The organism is Pseudomonas sp. 2848 (assembly GCF_003253945.1).
Lineage (GTDB): Bacteria > Pseudomonadota > Gammaproteobacteria > Pseudomonadales > Pseudomonadaceae > Aquipseudomonas.
The window spans coordinates 1-19,729 of record NZ_QKZD01000022.1; the positions used below are offsets into that span (position 1 = coordinate 1).

The window sequence follows — 19,729 nt, forward strand, 5'->3', positions numbered from 1 at the left end:
GGAGCGAGGGAACCCCGGAGCGAAGCGTAGGGGCCGTATGAACGGAGCCGAACGGTTTTGCCGACTTTTGCCACGACAAAAGTCGGCCGCCGTAAAGGCGGAAAGGTGACGAAATGTCGACATCGTCTACGAATGTGCTTGCAAATACCAAAACAATCTATCGAGCCGAAGCCGAAGCCGAAGCCGAAGCCGAAGCCGAAGCCGAAGCCGAAGCCGAAGCCGAAGCCGAAGCCGAACCCGAACCCGAACCCCTCAAACCAAAACCCGCGAACTCGCCACCCCCACCACCACAACGCCAATCAACAAATTAACCCCAACCAACCGCCGAATCCGCCCCAACACCCCAGCCCCCGAAGCCCAATCCCCAGCCTCCATCGCCGCACGCAACTCAGGCAACAACAACCCCTGAACCCGCATGAACAACGCAAACATGACAATCCCCCCGCCAATCATCACCTGCACATAACGGGGCGCGGTCTCGAACCCGGCAAACCGCAGGTGAATCATCCCGACCCCGCTGACAGCCAGCACCGCCACCGCCAGCCAGACCCATCTGAAGAACCGCTGGAAAACTTCCACCCACAAACGCAGCCGCGCGGGCCCTTCCAGCGCTGCAACCGTGGCTGGCCGCAGTACCAGCCAGGCGAAGAACATCCCGCCGACCCAGACGAGGGCGGCCAGGACATGCAAGGTGTAGGGCAGGGCAAAGGCAAGCATCGGGATCTCCATGCGGCACAAAGGGCAATAGCGGGGTATGATAGCCGGCCCATGCGAAACACTGAAAATATATCCAGCCCTCCGGGCGCCTGCAGACCATGATCAGCAACGAACTCAAAGCCACCATCCAGGGCGCCTACTCGCGTTTCCTCGAAGCCAAAAGCCTCAAGCCGCGTTACGGCCAGCGCCTGATGATCGCCGAAGTGGCCAAGGTGCTCGGCGACATCGCCTGCGACGATGAAGGCCGCCGTGCCGGCGAGCCCGCGGTGGTTGCCGTCGAGGCCGGTACCGGTACCGGCAAGACCGTCGCCTACAGCCTGGCCGCGATCCCCGCCGCCAAGGCCGCCGGCAAGCGCCTGGTGATCGCCACCGCGACCGTGGCGCTGCAGGAGCAGATCGTCTTCAAGGACCTGCCCGACCTGATGCGCAACAGTGGGCTGAACTTCAGCTTCGCCCTGGCCAAGGGCCGTGGCCGTTACCTGTGTCTGTCCAAGCTCGACGTCCTGTTGCAGGAAGGCCACGCCCAGTCGGCCACCGCCCAGCTGTTCGAGGAAGAGGGCTTTCGCATCGAGGTCGACGAGCGCAGCCAGAAACTGTTCAACAGCATGATCGAAAAGCTCGCCGGCAACCGCTGGGACGGCGACCGCGACAGCTGGTCGGAGGCCGTCGAGGACCAGGACTGGGCGCGCCTGACCACCGATCACAGCCAATGCACGGGTCGGCACTGCCCCAACTTCCAGCAGTGCGTGTTCTACAAGGCCCGTGAAGGCATGGGCAAGGTCGACGTGATCGTCACCAACCACGACATGGTCCTGGCCGACCTGGCGCTCGGCGGTGGCGCCGTGCTGCCCGACCCGCGCGACACAATGTACGTGTTCGACGAAGGCCACCACTTGCCGGACAAGGCCATTGGCCATTTTGCTCATTATTCGCGGCTGCGCTCCACGGCCGACTGGCTGGAGCAGACTGCCAAGAACCTGACCAAGCTGCTGGCCCAGCATCCATTGCCGGGCGACCTCGGCAAGTACATCGAGCAGGTGCCGGAGCTGGCCCGCGAGGTGCGTACCCAGCAGCAATTCATGTTCACCCTGTGCGAGCAGGTGGCGGACTTCCGCGCCGGCGAGGACATGGAAGGCCGCGACCGCCCGCGCTATCGATTCGAGGGCGGCGTGGTGCCGGAGCAGATCCGCGAAGTAGGCATCGAGCTCAAGAAAGGCTTCGCTCGTCTCAACGACCTGTTCACCCGCCTGGCCGACCTGCTCAAGGAAGGCATGGACGGCGAAAACAACATCGGTATCGCCAGCCACCAGGCCGAGGAGTGGTACCCGCTGTTCGGCAGCCTGGTGACCCGGGCCCAGGGCAACTGGGAGCTGTGGACCGCCTTTACCGCGGAAGACCCCGAAGACAACCCGCCCATGGCCCGTTGGCTGACCCTGGCCGAAAGCGGCGCGCTATTCGATATCGAGGTCAACGCCAGCCCCATCCTGGCTGCCGAGATGCTGCGCAAGAGCCTGTGGAACGTCGCCTATGGCGCCCTGGTGACCTCGGCGACGCTCACTGCGCTGGGCAAGTTCGACCGCTTCCGCATGCGTTCGGGCCTGCCACGCGACGCGGTGCAGTGCGTGGTGCCCAGCCCGTTCGTGCATGGTGACGCCGGGCTGCTGCGGGTGCCCGACCTGGGTGCCGATCCGCGCGATGCCACGGCGCACACCGCGGCGATCATTCGCGAGCTGCCAGCCATCGTCGAGGATGCCCGCGGCGCGCTGGTACTGTTCTCCTCGCGCAAACAGATGCAGGACGTGTTCGACGGTCTGGACCGTGACTGGCGCAAGCTGGTGCTGATCCAGGGCAACCTGTCCAAGCAGGAAACCCTGAACAAGCACAAGGCGCGGGTCGACGACGGCCAACACAGCGTGCTGTTCGGCCTGGCCAGCTTCGCCGAGGGTGTCGACCTCCCGGGCGCCTATTGCGAGCATGTGGTGATCGCCAAGATCCCCTTCGCGGTGCCGGACGATCCGGTCGAGGCCGCGCTGGCCGAATGGATCGAAGCCCGTGGCGGCAATCCGTTCATGGAAATCGCCGTGCCCGACGCCTCGCTGCGCCTCATCCAGGCCTGCGGCCGGCTGCTGCGTACCGAGCAGGACCGTGGCGTGATCACCTTGCTCGACCGCCGTCTGGTCACGCAACGCTATGGCAAGGCTATTCTCAATGCGCTGCCACCTTTCCGACGGGAAATCGGCTGACCGCCGGAGCAACACGCACAACCCGTTGTCCATTACTCGATTGCGAGCCCATGACGGGCTCCGAAGGAGAGCCACCGCCCCATGATCCGCCGCGCCTTGCCTGTCGTGTTCTCCGTGTTGTTCAGTGCGCCTTTGCTGGCCGGGCAGCAGACCCTGTTCAGCTTCGTGCGCCCGGCCTCGGTGGTGAATGTCATCACCCAGGACACCAACCTGCCGCAGTACAACGCGGAACAGACAGCCGAAGGCGAAGTGTTGCGGCGCGTGGTGTTCAACCCGGTGGCGCAGCCGACACTGCGCCTCGCGCCGCAGAGCGGGGCGTGGGACTGGTCTGCCGGCCAGGCGCTGACCCTGCGCCTGCAGAGTGGCATGGACTGGGCGCTGACCGTCGATGTGGTGGTGCAAAGCAGCGACGGGCGCACGCTCACCAGCCGCATCGACCTGCCGGCCGGGCCTGCGCAGACCGTGATGATTCCGCTCAAGGCCCGTTCACCACTGAGCCAGGGCATGCGTGCCGGGCCGCCGATGCCTTGGACCTACGAAGGCCAGCGCCTGTTGCTGACTAGCAGCGAAGGAGGAGCTGACCTGGCGCAGGTCACTTCGGTCAGCTTGAGCATCCCCGGCCCCAAGGTGGCGCAGAGCCTGTTGATCGAGAAGGTCGGCCTGCAGGATGACGATCAGGCGTTCAAGGCCGCCTACGCCGAGCTGATCGATGGTTATGGGCAATCGACCCGTGGCCGCTGGCCGGAAAAAATCGTCAACGACGAGCAGCTCAAGGCTGCCGACAGCCGTGAACAGGCACAGCTCAAGGGCTGGCTGGCCGAGCGCGACAAGCTCAAACTGGACACCTATGGCGGCCTGCTGGAGGGGCCTGCGTTCGAAGCCAAGGGTTTCTTCCGTACCGAGAAACGCGACGGACGCTGGTACCTGGTGACGCCGGAAGGGCATCCGTTCTATTCGCTCGGCGTCAATGCCGTCGCCGCAGATGGCGGGCGCACCTATGTCGCCGGCCGTGAGGGCATGTTCAAAGCCTTGCCGGGAGAAGGCGACACCCTGAGTGCCTTCTATGGCGAAGGCAACAACGATGACGGCAATGCGTCGTCCCAAGGCCGTGGTTTCAAGCAGGGGCGCTGGTTCGACTTCTACGCGGCCAATCTTCAGCGCACCTATGGCAAGCCTTGCCCGCAGGGAGAGGTGGCGTGCCCGGTGGCGGTGCTGGACGCCCAGCGTTGGCAGGCCCATACCCTGGATCGCCTGCAGGCCTGGGGCTTCAACACCCTCGGCAACTGGAGCGATGCGTCGCTCGGGCAAGCCAAGCGCCTGCCGTACACCTTGCCGCTATCGATCGTCGGTGACTACGCCAGCATCAGCACTGGCATGGACTGGTGGGGGCGCATGCCCGACCCGTTCGACCCGCGTTTCGCCATGGCTACCGAGCGTGCCGTGGCCATTGCTGCCCGGGATCACCGCGACGACCCTTGGCTGATCGGTTACTTCGCCGACAACGAACTGGCCTGGGCCGCGCCGGGGGACGACCCCAAGGCTCGCTATGGCCTTGCCTATGGCACCTTGCGTCTGACCACCGATGTGCCGGCCAAGCGCGCTTTCCTCAAGCAACTGCGCGACAAGTACCGCAACCAGCAGGGGCTGTCGAAGGCCTGGGGTATTGAGCTGACCGCCTGGGAGCTGATGGAAGACCCGGGGTTCGAGGCGCCTTTGCCTAATCCTGAGCATCCGGAAATCGAGCGTGACTACCAGTATTTCCAGCAGGTGTTTGCCGAAACCTATTTCAAGACCATTTCCGAAGCGCTGAAATGGCATGCGCCCAACCATCTGCTGCTCGGTGGCCGCTACGCGGTCAGCACCCCCGAGGCGGTGAAGGCCTGCGCCGAGTTCTGTGATGTGCTGAGCTTCAACTTCTATACCTTGAAGCCTGACGACGGCTACGACTTCGCCCGCCTGGCCGAGCTCGACAAGCCGGTGCTGGTCTCGGAGTTCCAGTTCGGTTCACGTGACCGCGGCCCATTCTGGCCCGGGCCGCTGGAGGTGGCCCGCGAGGAAGACCGTGGCCCGGCGTATGCCAACTTCCTCAAGGCGGCCATGGCCCAGCCGATGATCGTCGGTGCGCACTGGTTCCAGTACCTCGATCAACCCGCCAGCGGGCGCCTGCTCGATGGCGAGAACGGTCATCTTGGCCTGGTCGCTGTCACCGATGTGCCCTATGCGGGGTTCATCGAGGCGGTACGCCGCAGCAACCTGCAAGTCCTTGGGCATTTGCGCGCAGCGTTGGACAAGCCGTAGTTCCGGATAACCACCCAGCCATCTTCAGTAGGCAAATCGCCCAACTACTGAAACAATGCACCCCTTTGCAAGCCAGGCAGTAAAGAGAGGTAGTCGGGTGCAGATCCAGGGTCACTATGAGCTGAAGTTCGAGGCGGTGCGCGATGCTTTCGCCGCGTTGTTCGAGGATCCCCAGGAACGTGGTGCCGCGTTGTGCATCCAAGTCGGCGGAGAAACCGTGGTCGACCTGTGGGCCGGCAGTGCCGACAAGGATGGCCGCGAGGCCTGGCATAGCGACACCATCGCCAATCTGTTCTCCTGCACCAAGACCTTTACCGCCGTCACCGCCTTGCAACTGGTGGGCGAGGGCAAGCTCGCCCTCGATGCGCCGGTGGCGCGCTACTGGCCGGAGTTCGCCCAGGCCGACAAGGAGCAGGTCACCCTGCGCCAATTGCTCAGCCACCGCGCCGGCCTGCCGGCCATCCGCGAGCTGCTGCCGGCCGAAGCCCTGTATGACTGGCAGGCCATGGTCGATGCCCTCGCCGCTGAAACGCCCTGGTGGACGCCCGGCAGCGAGCACGGTTACGCGGCAATCACCTACGGCTGGCTGATTGGCGAATTGATCCGCCGCGCCGATGGCCGTGGTCCGGGCGACTCCATCGTCGCTCGCACCGCCAAGCCGCTGGGCCTGGACTTCCACGTCGGCCTGGCGGATGAAGAATTCCACCGCGTGGCGCATATCGCCCGCGGCAAGGGCAACCCTGGCGATGCCGCCGCCCAGCGCCTGCTGCAGGTGACGATGCGCGAGCCCGAGGCCTTGTCCACTCGGGCCTTCACCAACCCGCCGGCGATCCTCACCAGCACCAACAAGCCTGAATGGCGGCGCATGCAGCAGCCGGCGGCCAATGGCCATGGCAATGCCCGCAGCCTGGCGGGCTTCTATGCCGGCCTGCTCGATGGCAGCCTGCTTGAGTCCGAACTGCTCGACGAGCTGACCCGCGAGCACAGCCTCGGCCAGGACCGCACCCTGCTCACCCAGACCCGTTTCGGCCTGGGCTGCATGCTTGACCAGCCAGACGTGGCCAACGCCACCTTCGGCCTTGGCGCGCGTGCCTTCGGTCACCCCGGCGCCGGCGGCTCGGTCGGTTTCGCCGACCCCGAGCATGACGTGGCCTTCGGCTTCGTCACCAATACCCTCGGCCCCTACGTGCTGATGGACCCCCGCGCACAGAATCTGGTGCGGGTGCTTGGCAGTTGCCTTTGATCGGGTAACGCGGGTATTGCCACGTCCCTTTGACTATCCTCAATGCCAACGCCTGAAGCGTATGGGCAAAATTTCTTTCTATTTCATGGTGTATCGCTGATGTCTTCACATAAAACCTTAGCACTCGCCCTGTGCCTGGCCATGACCGGTTGTGCCAGCCACTCCCCGGACGCCGCAAAGGACGGTGGCCTGAACTGGTGGCCATTTGGTTCGGACAAGGTCGCTGACAAGGAAGTGAAGGAGGCTGTCGTCGAGAACGTGGCCAAGGCCGACGCCAAGTCCGAAAGCGGCAGCCGCTGGTGGTGGCCGTTTGGCAGCGATGAGAAGAAGGACAAGGTCGCGGCGGTGCCGAAGATCGACCACAAGGCCACGCAGGCCTGGCTTGACCAGTACGAGCCGAAGGTCCGCGAAGCGATCAAGGGCAGCAAGTTCGAGCTGGAGCGCCGCGAGGATTTGCTGGCGGTAACCATCCCGGTCGACAGCTCCTACAACCCTGATCGCCCGAACATGCTGCTGCCCGCGACCCTTGGCCCGATCACCCAGGTTGCCAAGGTCATCGAGACCGATACCAAGACCGCTGTGCTGATCCTCGGCCACGCCGACACCAGCGGCGCCATGGCCGCCAACCAGAAACTCAGCCTCGAGCGCGCCGCTTCGGTGTCGGCGATCTTCCGTCTCAGCGGCCTGCAGCGCGACCGCCTGATGCTCAAGGGTATGGGCGCGGTGATGCCGCGTGCCGCCAACGACAGCGCTGAAGGCCGTGCCTTGAACCGCCGAGTCGAGCTGCTGCTGACCCCGCAGAACACCATGGTTGCGCTGCTGGCCAAGTACCAGCAGGCTGCCCCGTCGCCGGCTCCGGCGGCGATGGTTGCCACCCAGGACGCCAAGGCCCCGGCCGCCAAGCCTGTCGTCAAGGCCGCCGCCAAGCCGGCTGCGAAAAAGCCTGCCGCCAAAGCCAAGGCGCCAGCCAAGGCCAGCACCACCGCCAAGAAGAAAGCCGCTCCGGCCAAGCCAGCCGCGAAGAAGGCCGCCACCGACAAGAAAGTCGCCGCCAACAGCCCTGCGAAGACCAACTGATCGTCAAGGAAACGCAGCATGACCCAATCCCTGGCCGATATGCGCCGCGACTATACCCGAGATGGCCTGGCCGAAGCCCAGGCCCCCGGGGAGCCGTTCGCGCTGTTCCACCACTGGTTCGCCGATGCGGTGAAGACCGAGCAGCTACCGGTGGAAGCCAATGCCATGACCCTGGCCACCGTTGATGCCGAGGGGCGTCCGCATTGCCGGGTGTTGCTGCTCAAGGCGCTGGACGCACGCGGTTTCACCTTTTTCACCAACTATGAAAGTGCCAAGGGCCAGCACATTGCGGCCAACCCTTATGCAGCGATGACCTTCTTCTGGCCGGCGCTGGAGCGCCAGGTGCGGATCGAGGGACGGGTGGAGAAGGTCACGGCCAAGGAGTCGGACGATTATTACCAGGTGCGCCCGCTGGGCAGCCGGCTGGGGGCCTGGGCGTCACCGCAGAGCCGGGTGATTGCCGATCGCGAGGAGCTGGAAGGCCTGGTCAAGGCCACCGAGGCGCGCTTTTCCGACAGTCAGCCGCATTGCCCGGAGCATTGGGGCGGTTACCGCTTGCTGCCCGAGCGCATCGAGTTCTGGCAGGGGCGTGCGAGCCGCTTGCATGACCGCCTGAACTACCGCCTGGTCGATGGCCAGTGGGCGCGCGAACGCCTGGCGCCCTGACAAGGATGGGGCCGCGACGCGGCCCCATTATCAACGATACCCCGCCGCTTCGCGCTCCAGCCACGCCGCCAACGCCTTGCGCCGCACCTTCTCCACCCGCGCCCGCTCCAGCAACTTGAGCATGAAGTCCTGCTTCGCCGGATCCTCCCCGGCCAGCGACAGCGCCAGGTCCCGGTCCATCCAACGGCGCATGCGCACATACAGCCACCCGTGAAAATACAGCCCGGCGACCGTCACGACGACGACGATGAAGTAATCCATGGCTATCCTTGGTCTCACCTGTAGGCCCGCAATTCAGCCAGCAACGGCTGTACCTGAGCTGAATGAAAACAATTTTATAACGTTTGCGCCGTGACACTTGTCAAGGCGCGGAGTCTAATGGACACCTGTCTTACGGAGATTGTCCCCATGCGTAAATCCGCTTTGCTGCTGGCCAGCTTCACCACCGTGTCGCTGCTGCTGGGCGGCTGTCAATCGTCGCTGACCGGCGACAGCTACTCCCGTGATGAGGCCCGCCGCGTGCAGACCGTGCGCATGGGTACCATCGAATCCCTGCGCCCGGTGAAGATCGAAGGCACCAAGACGCCAATCGGTGGCGGTGCTGGCGCAATTGTCGGTGGTGTCGCCGGCAGTGCCGTCGGTGGTGGCCGTGGCAGTATCGTTGCCGCAGTCATCGGTGCCGTGGCCGGTGGCCTGGCGGGCTCCGCCGCTGAAGAAGGCCTGACCCGTACCCAGGGTGTCGAAATCACCGTGCGTGAAGACGACGGCAGCATGCGTGCCTACGTGCAGCAAGTGCAGCAGAACGAGATCTTCCGTGTGGGTGAGCGTGTACGCATCATGACTGTCGACGGCACCAGCCGCGTCACTCACTGACAGCACGCTTGAAAAGAAAACCCCGACCGGCTTGGCCGTGTCGGGGTTTCTTTTTGTCTGCGAAAGACGATCGGGTTAGTCGTTCAACCCGAGGATATCCCGTGCCACCGCTTCGGCGATGCGAATCCCGTCGACGCCGGCGGACAGGATGCCGCCCGCGTAGCCTGCGCCTTCACCTGCCGGGAACAGGCCCTTGAGGTTGAGGCTCTGGAAGCTGGCGTCACGGGTGATGCGCAGCGGCGATGAGGTGCGGGTTTCGATGCCGGTCAGCACCGCATCGTGCAGGTTGTAGCCCTTGATCTGGCGGTCGAAGGCCGGCAGCGCTTCACGGATCGCCTCGATGACGAAGTCTGGCAGGCTCGGTGCCAGGTCGCCCAGGGTCACGCCCGGTTTGTACGACGGCTCGACGCTGCCCAGCGCGGTGGACGGGCGCCCGGCGACGAAGTCACCGACCAGCTGCGCCGGTGCCTGGTAGTTGCTGCCGCCCATCACGTAGGCATGGGCTTCCAGGCGCTCCTGCAGCTCGATACCGGCCAGCGGGCCACCTGGGTAGTCGCGCTCGGGGTCGATACCGACGACGATGCCGGAGTTGGCGTTACGTTCATTGCGCGAGTATTGGCTCATGCCATTGGTGACCACGCGGCCAGGTTCGCTGGTGGCGGCGACCACGGTACCGCCCGGGCACATGCAGAAGCTGTAGACCGAGCGGCCGTTCTTGGCGTGGTGCACCAGCTTGTAGTCGGCGGCGCCGAGTTTCGGGTGGCCGGCGTACTTGCCCAGGCGCGCCTTGTCGATCAGCGACTGCGGGTGCTCGATGCGGAAACCGACCGAGAACGGCTTGGCCTCCATGAACACACCCTTGGCGTGGAGCATGCGGAAGGTGTCGCGGGCGCTGTGCCCCAGGGCCAGTACCACATGGCGCGAGTGCAGCTGTTCACCGCTCTGCAGTACCACGCCCGTGAGCTGTTCGCCGTCCACCAGCAGGTCGGTGACCTTCTGCTCGAAGCGCACCTCGCCACCCAGGCTGATGATTTCCTCGCGCATCTTCTCGACCATGCTGGTCAGGCGGAAGGTACCGATGTGCGGCTTGTTGATGTAGAGGATCTCGTCGGGCGCACCGGCCTTGACGAACTCTTCCAGCACCTTGCGACCGTGGTGGTTCGGATCCTTGATCTGGCTGTACAGCTTGCCGTCGGAGAAGGTCCCGGCGCCGCCTTCGCCGAACTGTACGTTGGATTCGGGGTTGAGCACGCTCTTGCGCCACAGGCCCCAGGTGTCCTTGGTACGCTGGCGCACCTCTTTACCGCGCTCGAGCACGATCGGCTTGAAGCCCATCTGCGCCAGGACCAGCCCGGCGAAGATGCCGCAGGGGCCGAAGCCGACCACGATCGGGCGCGCAGGCAGCTCGGCCGGGGCCTGGCCGACGAACTTGTAGCTGACGTCCGGGGCCACGCCGATCTTGGCGTCGCCTTCGAAGCGGCGCAGCAGTTCGTCTTCGTTGCTGGTTTCAAGGTCGATGGTGTAGATGAACAGCAGCTCGCTGTTCTTCTTGCGCGCATCGTAGCTGCGCTTGAACAGGGTGAAGCCGAGCAGTTGCTCATCGCTGATGCCCAGGCGCTGGACGATGGCGGCGCGCAACTCGTCGTCGGAGTGGTCCAGGGGCAGCTTCAGTTCGGTGATTCGTAGCATGGCAGGGTCCAGTATCCCGGCCATGGGCGGCCGGCGGCTTTACACAAACCGCCAAGTATAAGCTGTTAGCCGCCCTGACTGGCAGGATAAAAGCACCCGGTGATCAGAGGTCACGGGCGCCGCCGTAGTAGGCGCAGCCTTGCAGGGTCTTGCCGTCGATGCGCAGCTCGGCCTTGAGGTGGCGGATGGCGCCGGTGGCGCCGTCGACGCAGCGCTGGGGCGCGACCCACAGTTCGACACGCTGGCCGTTAGCCTCGCTGGACAGGCTCAAGCCGCCGCCGGGCAGTGCTTCCTCCAGGTAAGGCAGTGGCAACGGCTCCTGGCCAATGCGGTTGAGCACCATGCCCTTGCCGCTGGCCTTGATGTCCCAGTCCGGCTCGTGGCCGCCGGCGCGGAGGGTCAACTGCTTGAAGTTGGGGTCTTCGCAGCCACGGTATTCGGAGGTGTCGAGGCGGTACAGGCGGGTCACGTCGAGCTGGCCGTCGCTGCCTGCCTGCTTGCTGCCGGCCATGCGCGCACGGACATCGGCGAACAGCTTGTCACCGGCGTCGTCGGCCAGGGTGGCGGCTTCTTGCAGGATGCCGGTGCCAGCAGCGTCGTTGACGATGAAGCGGCGGCTTTCGTTACAGGGTTTGAACAGCAGATGGCCGCCGGCCGCGCTCAGTTCGCCTTGCAGGCGGGTAGTGCCCAGGTTCGGGTCGACCGGTTTTTCGGCCAGCATCTGGCAGCCTGCGAACAGCGGCAGCAGGGCGGTGAGCAGCAGGGAAGGGGTGAGGCGCATCAGGCGGGCTCCGGTTTTCGGGCAAAAAGTGCCGGTCACGTTACCGAGCCTGCCGGGCCTCTACAAGAGGCACGGCCTCATCGCGGCGCAAGAAAAAAGGGCCCGAAGGCCCTTTGATCATTCAACCCCCGAGGTACGCATCGCGTACCTTCGGGTCGGTCAGCAATGCTTCACCGGTACCCTGCATCACCACCTTGCCGTTCTCCAGCACATACGCCCGATCGGCGACCTTCAGTGCCTGGTTGGCGTTCTGCTCCACCAGGAACACGGTCACGCCATCGCGGCGCAGCTGTTCGATGATGTCGAAGATCTGCTGGATGATGATCGGCGCAAGGCCCAGCGATGGTTCGTCCAGCAACAGCAGCTTGGGCTTGCTCATCAGTGCCCGGCCGATGGCCAGCATCTGCTGCTCGCCACCGGACATGGTGCCGCCACGCTGGATGTAACGCTCCTTCAGGCGCGGGAACAACTGCAGGACCTTGTCCAACTGCTCCTGGTAGTCGCCCTTGTTGGTGAAGAAGCCGCCCATGGCCAGGTTTTCCTCGACGGTCAGGCGGGCGAACACACGGCGGCCTTCCGGCACCACCGCGATGCTCTTGCGCATGATGTGCGAGGACGGCTGGCCGACCAGTTCCTCACCCAGGTACTTGATGCTACCGCTGCTCGCCTGGGGCGAGCCGCACAGGGTCATCAGCAAGGTGGACTTGCCGGCGCCGTTGGCGCCGATCAGGGTGACGATCTCGCCCTGGTTGATCTCCACGTTGACGCTGTGCAGCGCCTGGATCTTGCCGTAGAAGGTGGAAACGTTCTCGAACTTCAGCATTTACGCCTCCCCCAGGTAGGCCTTGATCACATCAGGGTTGCCGCGGATCTCTTCCGGCGTACCGTCGGCCAGGGGCGTGCCCTGGTTGATCACCACGATGTGGTCGGAAATGCTCATCACCAGCTTCATGTCGTGCTCGATCAGCAGCACGGTCACGTTGTGCGATTCGCGCAGGTAGGCGATGAGGGCCTTGAGGTCCTCGGTCTCCTTGGGGTTCAGGCCGGCGGCCGGTTCGTCGAGCATGATGATTCGCGGTTGGGTCATCATGCAGCGGGCGATTTCCAGGCGCCGTTGCTGGCCGTAGGCCAGGGTGCCGGCGGTACGGTTGGCAAACTCGGTCAGGTTGACCTTCTCCAGCCAGTACTGCGCGCGCTCCATGGCCTCTTTTTCGCTGCGGCGGAAGCTCGGGGTCTTGAACAGGCCGGCGAAGAAGTTGGTGTTGAGGTGGCGGTGCTGGGCAATCAGCAGGTTTTCCAGCGCGGTCATTTCCTTGAACAGGCGCACGTTCTGGAAGGTTCGCACCACGCCCTTGCGGGCGATCTGATGGCCGGCCAGGCCCTGGATCGGCTGGCCGTCGAGCAGGATGGTGCCGCCGCTGGGCTTGTAGAAGCCGGTCAGGCAGTTGAACACGGTGGTCTTGCCAGCGCCGTTCGGGCCGATCAGTGCCACCACTTGTTTTTCCTTGACGGTCAGGGCCACGCCGTTGACCGCCAACAAGCCGCCAAAGCGCATGCTCAGGCCGCTGACTTGCAGAATTTCGCGGCTCATCGAGGCAGCTCCATGTGCGGACGTTGCATGGGCAGCAGGCCCTGCGGACGCCAGATCATCATCAACACCATCAGCGCACCGAACATCAGCATCCGGTATTCGCTGAACTCACGCATCATCTCCGGCAGCAGGATCATCACGATGGCCGCGAGAATCACGCCCAACTGCGAACCCATGCCCCCCAGCACGACGATGGCGAGGATGATCGCCGACTCGATGAAGGTGAACGACTCCGGTGTCACCAGGCCCTGGCGGGCGGCGAAGAAGCTGCCGGCGAAACCGGCGAAGCAGGCACCCAGGGTGAACGCCGAGAGCTTGATCACGGTGGGGTTCAGGCCCAGCGCGCGGCAGGCGATCTCGTCTTCGCGCAGCGCTTCCCAGGCACGGCCGATCGGCATGCGCAGCAGGCGGTTGATCACGAACAGCGCCAGCAGGGCCAGCAGCAGGGCGACCAGGTAGAGGAAGATGACCTTGTTGATCGAGTTGTATTCCAGCCCGAAGAACTCGTGGAAGGTCTGCATCCCCTCGGCGGCGCGGCGCTCGAAGGTCAGGCCGAAGAACTCCGGCTTGGGGATGTTGCTGATGCCGTTGGGGCCGCCGGTCCAGTCGGTGAGGTTACGCAGGAACAGGCGGATGATCTCGCCAAAGCCCAGGGTCACGATCGCCAGGTAGTCACCGCGCAGGCGCAGCACCGGGAAGCCGAGCAGGAAGCCGAAGGTGGCGGCCATCAGGCCGGCGATCGGCAGGCAGACCCAGAAGCTCCAGCCCAGGTAGTGGGAGAGCATGGCGTAGCTGTAGGCGCCGACGGCGTAGAAGCCGACGTAACCCAGGTCGAGCAGGCCCGCCAGGCCGACCACGATGTTCAGGCCCAGGCCCAGCAACACGTAGATCAGGATCAGCGTGGCGATGTCGACCGCGCCGCGGGAGCCGAAGAACGGCCAGATCAGGGCGACGACGATCAGGCCCATGATCACCCAGCGCTGGGTTTTCGGCAGGGTGAGGAAGTTGCTCACCGACGACGGTACCAGTTTGCGGTCGGAGCGGCGGCCCATCACCGAGCTCCACTGCTTGTCGAACAGCACGCGCAGGAACATCAGCACCGAGCACGCGGCGATGATGCCGATGGTGAACGAACCCTGGCTATGCACCACCAGGCTGATGCCATCGATGCTGAGTTTCAGGCCCAGCACCGGGAAGGCCACGGCCCAGACCAGCAAGGCGCTGAAGAACGCCTGTTTGAGATTTCTGTTCATACTTTTTCAACCTCCGGGCGGCCCAGGATGCCGGTCGGCCGGAACAGCAGGACAAGAACCAAAAGACCGAATGCCACCACGTCCTTGTACTGGTCGCCGAAGATGTCGGCGCCGAACGCTTCGGCCACGCCCAGCACCAGCCCGCCGAGCATGGCGCCCGGGATGCTGCCGATGCCGCCCAGTACCGCCGCGGTGAAGGCCTTCAGGCCCACCAGGAAACCGGCGTTGGGGTTGATCACCCCGTACTGCATGCTCAGCAGCACGGCCGCCACCGCCGCCAGCGCGGCACCGATGACGAAGGTCAGGGCGATGATGTTGTTGGTGTTGATGCCCAGCAGGTTGGCCATCTTGATGTCCTCGGCGCAGGCGCGGCAGGCGCGCCCCAGGCGGGAACGGGAGATGAACAGGGTCAGGCAGGTCATGGCGACGAGGGTTACCACGAACACCAGGATCTGCATGTACGAGACCAGCACTTCCTCAGCGCCCCCCGGGCCGAACGAGAAGCTGCCGGGGATCAGGTTGGGGATGGACTTGTCTTTCGAGTCCTGTGACAGCAGGACGGTGTTCTGCAGGAAGATCGACATGCCGATGGCGGAGATCAGCGGGATCAGCCGGTTGCTGTTGCGCAGCGGCCGGTAGGCGACCCGTTCGATGCTGTAGCCGTAGGCACTGGTGACGAAGATCGTGGCGACGAAGGCCACGGTCATCAGGATCGGCAACGAGTGGATGCCCATCATGGCCAGCCCGGCGAGGGCGATGAAGGCCACGTAGGAACCGATCATGTACACCTCGCCGTGGGCGAAGTTGATCATGCCGATGATGCCGTACACCATCGTGTAACCGATGGCGATCAGCGCGTAGGTACTGCCGATGGTCAATCCGTTAACCAGTTGTTGTAGGAAATGGTAGATCTCAGGCATTACAGCGCTCCTAAAAACCTGATTTGCATTTCTCTGGCGGGGGATGACCCCGGCCCCTTGTTCTCGTGGTCTTCGCCACGTGATCTTTTTGCGGGCACGGCCAGGAAACCGCGGGTGACGGTTTTAAGATTTTCAGGTGAACCGGCTCCCGGATCACGGGAATCAGGCTCATGAACCTCGTAAAACAAAGCCCACTGCTCGCACAGTGGGCTTCTCGGTCAGCTATTAGTCACGCAGTTACTGAGGGGAGACTTCGGTCTTCGGCTTGCCGAAGTGCCATTCGTAGACCACGAACTTGAAGTCTTTCAGGTCGCCCTTTTCGTCATACGACAGGTCGCCGGTCGGGGTCTTGAAGGTGCCTTTGTGAATGGCGGCGGCCACCTTGTCGGTGTCTTCGGAGCCGGCAGCCTTGATGCCCTGGGCGATCAGTTCGACAGCCGAGTAGGCCGGGAACACGAACGGACCGCTTGGGTCCTTGCCGTCGGCCTTGATGGCGTCGACGATGGCCTTGTTCTCAGGTGCAGCGTCGAACGACTTGGGCAGGGTCACCAGCAGGCCTTCGGAGGCGCCTTGGGCGATCTGCGAGATGGAGTCGTTACCCACGCCTTCCGGGCCCATGAACTTGGCTTTCAGGCCTTTCTCTTGTGCCTGGCGCAGGATCAGGCCCAGCTCCGGGTGGTAGCCGCCGTAGTAGACGAAGTCGACGTTGTTCTGCTTGAGTTTCTGGATGATCGAGGAGAAGTCCTTGTCACCGGCGTTCAGGCCTTCGAAGACGGCGACCTTGGTGCCTTTGCCTTCCAGGGTGGTCTTGACTGCGGTGGCGATGCCTTCGCCGTACTGCTGCTTGTCGTGCAGCACCGCAACGACCTTCGGCTTGACGTGGTCGGCGATGTAGTTGCCGGCGGCCGGGCCCTGGGCGCTGTCCAGGCCGATGGTGCGGAAGATCAGCTTGTAGCCACGGGCGGTGATTTCCGGGGAGGTGGCGGCTGGGGTGATCATGATCACGCCTTCGTCTTCGTAGATGTCGGACGCAGGCTGGGTGGAGCTGGAGCACAGGTGGCCGATCACGTACTTGACGCCATCGTTGACCACTTTGTTGGCGACGGCCACGGCCTGTTTAGGGTCGCACGCGTCGTCGTATTCCTTGGCTTCGAGCATCTTGCCATCGACGCCGCCCTTGGCGTTGATGTCCTTGATGGCCTGTTTGGCGCCAACGAACTGCATGTCGCCGTACTGGGTCACCGGCCCGGTCTTGGGACCGGCGATGCCGATCTTGATGGTGTCGGCGGCAAACGAATGGCTGGCGACTCCGGCCAGAACCATCGCGGCAAACAGCTTGGAAATCTTGATCATAGTGCTCCACTCATTCTGTTGTAATTCTTATAGTCCTGAGGCCAGGGCTACAGACCGGGCGGGATTCGCGGCCTGGCTACGCCAATGCCGTAAGCCCACCTTCCCCCGGAACATGTCCCGGAACTGTACCGGTACAGTGTAGAGCGCTGTCCGAGCGCTTGAAAAGCGGGCGAAAAGCGTCTGTCTCAAGGGGTGTCGCGTAATCGACATAAAGATACAGAAAAGCGCCATCACTTTGCCTGTATTCCCGGCCCGCCTCCACAAGTTCGGGCCTGATCGACCAAATTACGTATTTGAAACCGGGTTTTTCTGCAAAAATGCCGGCCTTTTTGTTGGCCGATCTTTGCGCAGGTAAACCCATGACTGATCAAGTAAGCACCCTCTATGCCAAACTGCTCGGCGAGACCGCCGTCATCGAGTGGAAAGCCCTGGAGCGTTTCTGGGCCAAGGGTGACCTGATTTGGGTCGACCCCAGCCTCGACCTGATCGCCGTTGCCGAGGCGATGGCCGAGAATCGCGGCGAGATCTTCGCCAAGTGGCGCAATGATGGCACTGTCGGGCCGGTCTCCGCCGAGCAGGCGCTCGACCTGCAAACCCGCGATCCAGAGATCTGGGCGGTGGTGGTTTCGCCGTTCATCGTGATCCAGGCGAAGAAAGCGGAATAAGCGCGGGCTTTTTTAGTGCGTGAAAACGCGCAAACGCTCCGCAATGGTGCGCATTGACGCTCACGTAAGGTGGAAGTTGGTAACAGTGGCGGGGTGATTCGGCGGGGCGGTAACAGTTTACGGGATGCGTAAATGGGGCCGCTTTGCGGCCCCAACTGGATCAGTAGTCCACACGCCCGGTATGGCTGTTCAGCGAAATCACCCGGGTCTTGCCGATGCGGTGCCTGAAGATCTCGCGCAGGTACTTCACCGCCTTCTTCACGCACTCGCGCGACAGGCGGATATCGTTGATCGAGACGAAACGGCTCTTGTCGTTGATCAGCTCGCGGTACTTCTTCTCGTACATCGGCTTGATCGCGTACCAGTTGGTGTCGAGGATCTTTGCCGGGTTCTCGAACTCGTTGAGCAGGTCATCGATGCTGTCTTCATCGAAGTGCTCGCTGGTGATGAACTCGAGGATCGCATTGTCCATGGTGTCGTCGAAACGGTACGGGTTGCGCGCGAAGCAACGCTTGATGAACGCCACGATCAGCGTGAGGAAATCGTCCGACAGGCACGGGCTCTTGGCGATCAGGGTGGTCAGCGACAGGTTGGCCGAGGCGCCGATCACCAGCGCATAGCGCTTGAGCGTGGTGTTGGGGAACAGGCTGTTGAGGTGGGTCTTGAGCCGGTTCAGGTCCATGTACGACAGTTTGTAATCCTTGGGCAGCGACACGATCGACACCACCGACGAGCAGTTCTTGAAGAAATGCAGGTCGTGCAGCGCCGCGGCGTCGTAGCCCGAGGCCTGGTACTGCTCCAGCGCGGCGCGGTAGCGGCGCGACTCGATTGGCAGCAGGCTGATGCCTTCGATGGCCTGGGTCTGCTTGTTGAAGTGCGGCAGGTCGATGGAGCGGAAGAACAGGTCGTCGATGTCCAGGCGCGGCTGCTCGCGCTCGAACACCTTGAACTTGTCCGACCCTGCCGGCGGCACTTCCGGCACCACCGACTCGGCATAGGCGATGGCCACGGGGCCGGCCAGGCTCATGAACAGGTCGTTGGCGTCCAGGCGGATGGTCTCGCCGATATCGATGCCGGCGCGGCGGAAGTAGTTCTGGTCGTAGTCGGTGGTCACCGCCTGCGCCGTGAGGATGTTGAAGATCTGCTGGGAGATGTACTGGTTGGCGTGCTTCTCCATGGCATTGACGTCGATGTTCTGGATCGTGCCGTCGTCGCTCTCCTCGGCGTAGCGCATGATGTCGTTGGAGATCAGCATCATCGCGTTCCACGGGCGGATGCGGCCCATGACGCTGGCTTCGCTGCTGTCTTCATTGTCGAAGTTGTACGAGAAGTCCCATTCCTCCGACAGGTATTTGCACAGCAGGCGTCCGGCGTTGATGTGCAGCGCCTCGGACATTTCGCTGCGGTGATCGGACGCATTGGGCAGCACGCAGATACCGCTGGTGAAGATCGGCTCGAACACGAACGAATGCCCGCTCTTGCCGTCGTTCTCGTCGGCCGGTTTGGTATCGAAGGTCTTGTTCATGTACGAGTACTGCTGGGCCAGGCCGAATTCCGAGGCCATGCCCGAGCCGGTGCCGCCGCCGGCGCTGAAGATGTAGAAGTACAGGCGCGACTGGTTGGCCTTGATGCCGCAGGAGTCGATCAGGTACGAGTGGATCAGCTTCCAGTCGGCGCTGGAGAAGCGCTGGGTGTCCTTGTTGAGGATGATCTTGGCCAGGTACTGGCCGAGGATCGGCGCGTTGCCGGCGCCGCCGGCATGCACCTCGGACAGGTCCATGATTTTCATCTTGCTGTAGTCGCGCAAGAAGCCGCCGCGCTCGCCCTTGCGCGAGAAGCGGATGCGCCCGGCGATGTCCTTGTCCAGGTCGCCGAGCATCACCAGCGGCTCGACCAGGAACACCGGCTTGGCCGCCTTGTTCTGTACCAGGCGCAGGTTCTGGCGGATCCAGCGCGCCGGGCTGTAGCCGGCCTCGCCCTTGAAGCGGTCCTCGTTGTTGTACTCGTTGAGGAAGAAGGTGCGGGCGTTGTAAACCAGTTCCGCCACGTCCAGGGCGATGTTCGAGCCGCAGCGACCCAGGCCGATCAGGCACACCGACGGGAACTGCTGCTCCAGGCGCAGCTGGTCCTCGTCCTCCACGTGCAGGTTTGGCGGGAAGACCAGGTCGCGCAGGCCATCGAGGTTGTCGAGGATGCGCTGGATGTCCTGTTCGGTGAAGTACAGGTACTGTTGCGCCGGCATGCTGCGCGCCGTGGGCAGGTCTCGAGCACTGCCGGCGGTCAGCGAGGTGGTGCTGAGGGAGGGCTCGGGAGCCGCATTGGCAGAAGTGTTCGTAGAAGTCATAGTGCGCCATTTGCCT

At 63.6% G+C, this 19,729-nt stretch carries 18 protein-coding genes; 7 read left to right on the forward strand and 11 right to left on the reverse strand.

The window, feature by feature from the left end; all coding sequences use genetic code 11:
• Together DFS21_RS26840 and DFS21_RS26025 are read right to left on the reverse strand one after the other, a co-directional pair.
• On the reverse strand, positions 1-299 hold a 299-nt coding region (locus DFS21_RS26840; protein WP_218281301.1), incomplete at its 3' end, for a hypothetical protein.
• On the reverse strand, positions 253-717 hold the full coding sequence (locus DFS21_RS26025; RefSeq protein WP_111533442.1) for a CopD family protein: 465 nt from the start codon (positions 715-717) through the stop codon (positions 253-255). The genes DFS21_RS26840 and DFS21_RS26025, both read right to left, overlap by 47 nt.
• Positions 718-815: 98 nt before the next feature.
• Here DFS21_RS26025 and dinG point away from each other — a divergent pair, with 98 nt between their 5' ends.
• The 5 genes from dinG (at position 816) to pdxH (ending at position 8,244) form a co-directional block, all read left to right on the forward strand.
• Complete coding sequence (gene dinG, locus DFS21_RS26030; protein ID WP_110704376.1) at positions 816-2,960, forward strand: ATP-dependent DNA helicase DinG; 2,145 nt, start codon at positions 816-818, stop codon at positions 2,958-2,960.
• An 81-nt stretch (positions 2,961-3,041) separates the two neighbouring features.
• A complete protein-coding gene (locus tag DFS21_RS26035; RefSeq protein ID WP_111533443.1) occupies positions 3,042-5,258 on the forward strand; it encodes a beta-galactosidase in 2,217 nt (738 codons plus the stop codon).
• Positions 5,259-5,355: 97 nt separating this feature from the next.
• Complete coding sequence (locus tag DFS21_RS26040; RefSeq protein ID WP_111533444.1) at positions 5,356-6,501, forward strand: serine hydrolase domain-containing protein; 1,146 nt, start codon at positions 5,356-5,358, stop codon at positions 6,499-6,501.
• Between the two features lie 99 nt (positions 6,502-6,600).
• Entirely contained in the window at positions 6,601-7,578 is a 978-nt protein-coding gene (locus tag DFS21_RS26045) for an OmpA family protein (protein WP_110704382.1), read from the forward strand.
• 18 nt (positions 7,579-7,596) lie between these two features.
• Positions 7,597-8,244 carry a pyridoxamine 5'-phosphate oxidase gene (gene pdxH, locus DFS21_RS26050; protein WP_110704384.1) on the forward strand — a complete coding sequence of 216 codons (648 nt, stop codon included), beginning with the start codon at positions 7,597-7,599 and terminating at the stop codon, positions 8,242-8,244.
• Between the two features lie 30 nt (positions 8,245-8,274).
• Here the strand turns inward: pdxH and DFS21_RS26055 are convergent, their stop codons facing one another.
• Positions 8,275-8,505, reverse strand: a complete 231-nt coding sequence (locus DFS21_RS26055; RefSeq protein WP_102684680.1) for a hypothetical protein — start codon at positions 8,503-8,505, stop codon at positions 8,275-8,277.
• Between the two features lie 147 nt (positions 8,506-8,652).
• Here DFS21_RS26055 and DFS21_RS26060 point away from each other — a divergent pair, with 147 nt between their 5' ends.
• Positions 8,653-9,117 (forward strand): glycine zipper 2TM domain-containing protein, encoded by a 465-nt coding sequence (locus DFS21_RS26060; RefSeq protein ID WP_023632818.1) that lies wholly within the window; start codon positions 8,653-8,655, stop codon positions 9,115-9,117.
• A gap of 75 nt (positions 9,118-9,192) precedes the next feature.
• Here the strand turns inward: DFS21_RS26060 and DFS21_RS26065 are convergent, their stop codons facing one another.
• From DFS21_RS26065 to DFS21_RS26100, 7 genes are all read right to left on the reverse strand, one after another.
• The gene (locus DFS21_RS26065; protein WP_111533445.1) at positions 9,193-10,806 is read right to left on the reverse strand and encodes an NAD(P)/FAD-dependent oxidoreductase; all 1,614 of its coding nucleotides are present in this window, start codon (positions 10,804-10,806) and stop codon (positions 9,193-9,195) included.
• Positions 10,807-10,909: 103 nt separating this feature from the next.
• Positions 10,910-11,587: a COG3650 family protein gene (locus tag DFS21_RS26070; RefSeq protein ID WP_046854484.1), complete on the reverse strand. Its 678-nt coding sequence runs from the start codon at positions 11,585-11,587 to the stop codon at positions 10,910-10,912.
• Between the two features lie 121 nt (positions 11,588-11,708).
• Entirely contained in the window at positions 11,709-12,410 is a 702-nt protein-coding gene (locus DFS21_RS26075) for an ABC transporter ATP-binding protein (RefSeq protein WP_102684682.1), read from the reverse strand.
• Entirely contained in the window at positions 12,411-13,178 is a 768-nt protein-coding gene (gene livG / locus DFS21_RS26080) for a high-affinity branched-chain amino acid ABC transporter ATP-binding protein LivG (RefSeq protein WP_023631159.1), read from the reverse strand.
• Positions 13,175-14,431: a high-affinity branched-chain amino acid ABC transporter permease LivM gene (locus DFS21_RS26085; RefSeq protein WP_102684683.1), complete on the reverse strand. Its 1,257-nt coding sequence runs from the start codon at positions 14,429-14,431 to the stop codon at positions 13,175-13,177. Before DFS21_RS26085 ends, livG begins: the two co-directional genes overlap by 4 nt.
• Positions 14,428-15,351, reverse strand: coding sequence for a high-affinity branched-chain amino acid ABC transporter permease LivH (gene livH / locus DFS21_RS26090; protein ID WP_028692119.1), 924 nt, complete (start codon positions 15,349-15,351; stop codon positions 14,428-14,430). Before livH ends, DFS21_RS26085 begins: the two co-directional genes overlap by 4 nt.
• Positions 15,352-15,588: 237 nt before the next feature.
• Entirely contained in the window at positions 15,589-16,704 is a 1,116-nt protein-coding gene (locus DFS21_RS26100) for a branched-chain amino acid ABC transporter substrate-binding protein (protein ID WP_111533446.1), read from the reverse strand.
• A gap of 359 nt (positions 16,705-17,063) precedes the next feature.
• On the opposite strand from DFS21_RS26100, the gene DFS21_RS26110 reads away from it, so the two are divergent.
• A complete protein-coding gene (locus tag DFS21_RS26110) occupies positions 17,064-17,369 on the forward strand; it encodes a DUF2288 domain-containing protein (RefSeq protein WP_046854488.1) in 306 nt (101 codons plus the stop codon).
• Between the two features lie 160 nt (positions 17,370-17,529).
• On the opposite strand, the gene DFS21_RS26115 is transcribed toward DFS21_RS26110, so the two are convergent.
• On the reverse strand, positions 17,530-19,611 hold the full coding sequence (locus tag DFS21_RS26115) for a hypothetical protein (RefSeq protein WP_371918144.1): 2,082 nt from the start codon (positions 19,609-19,611) through the stop codon (positions 17,530-17,532).
• Between the last annotated feature and the right edge of the window lie 118 nt (positions 19,612-19,729).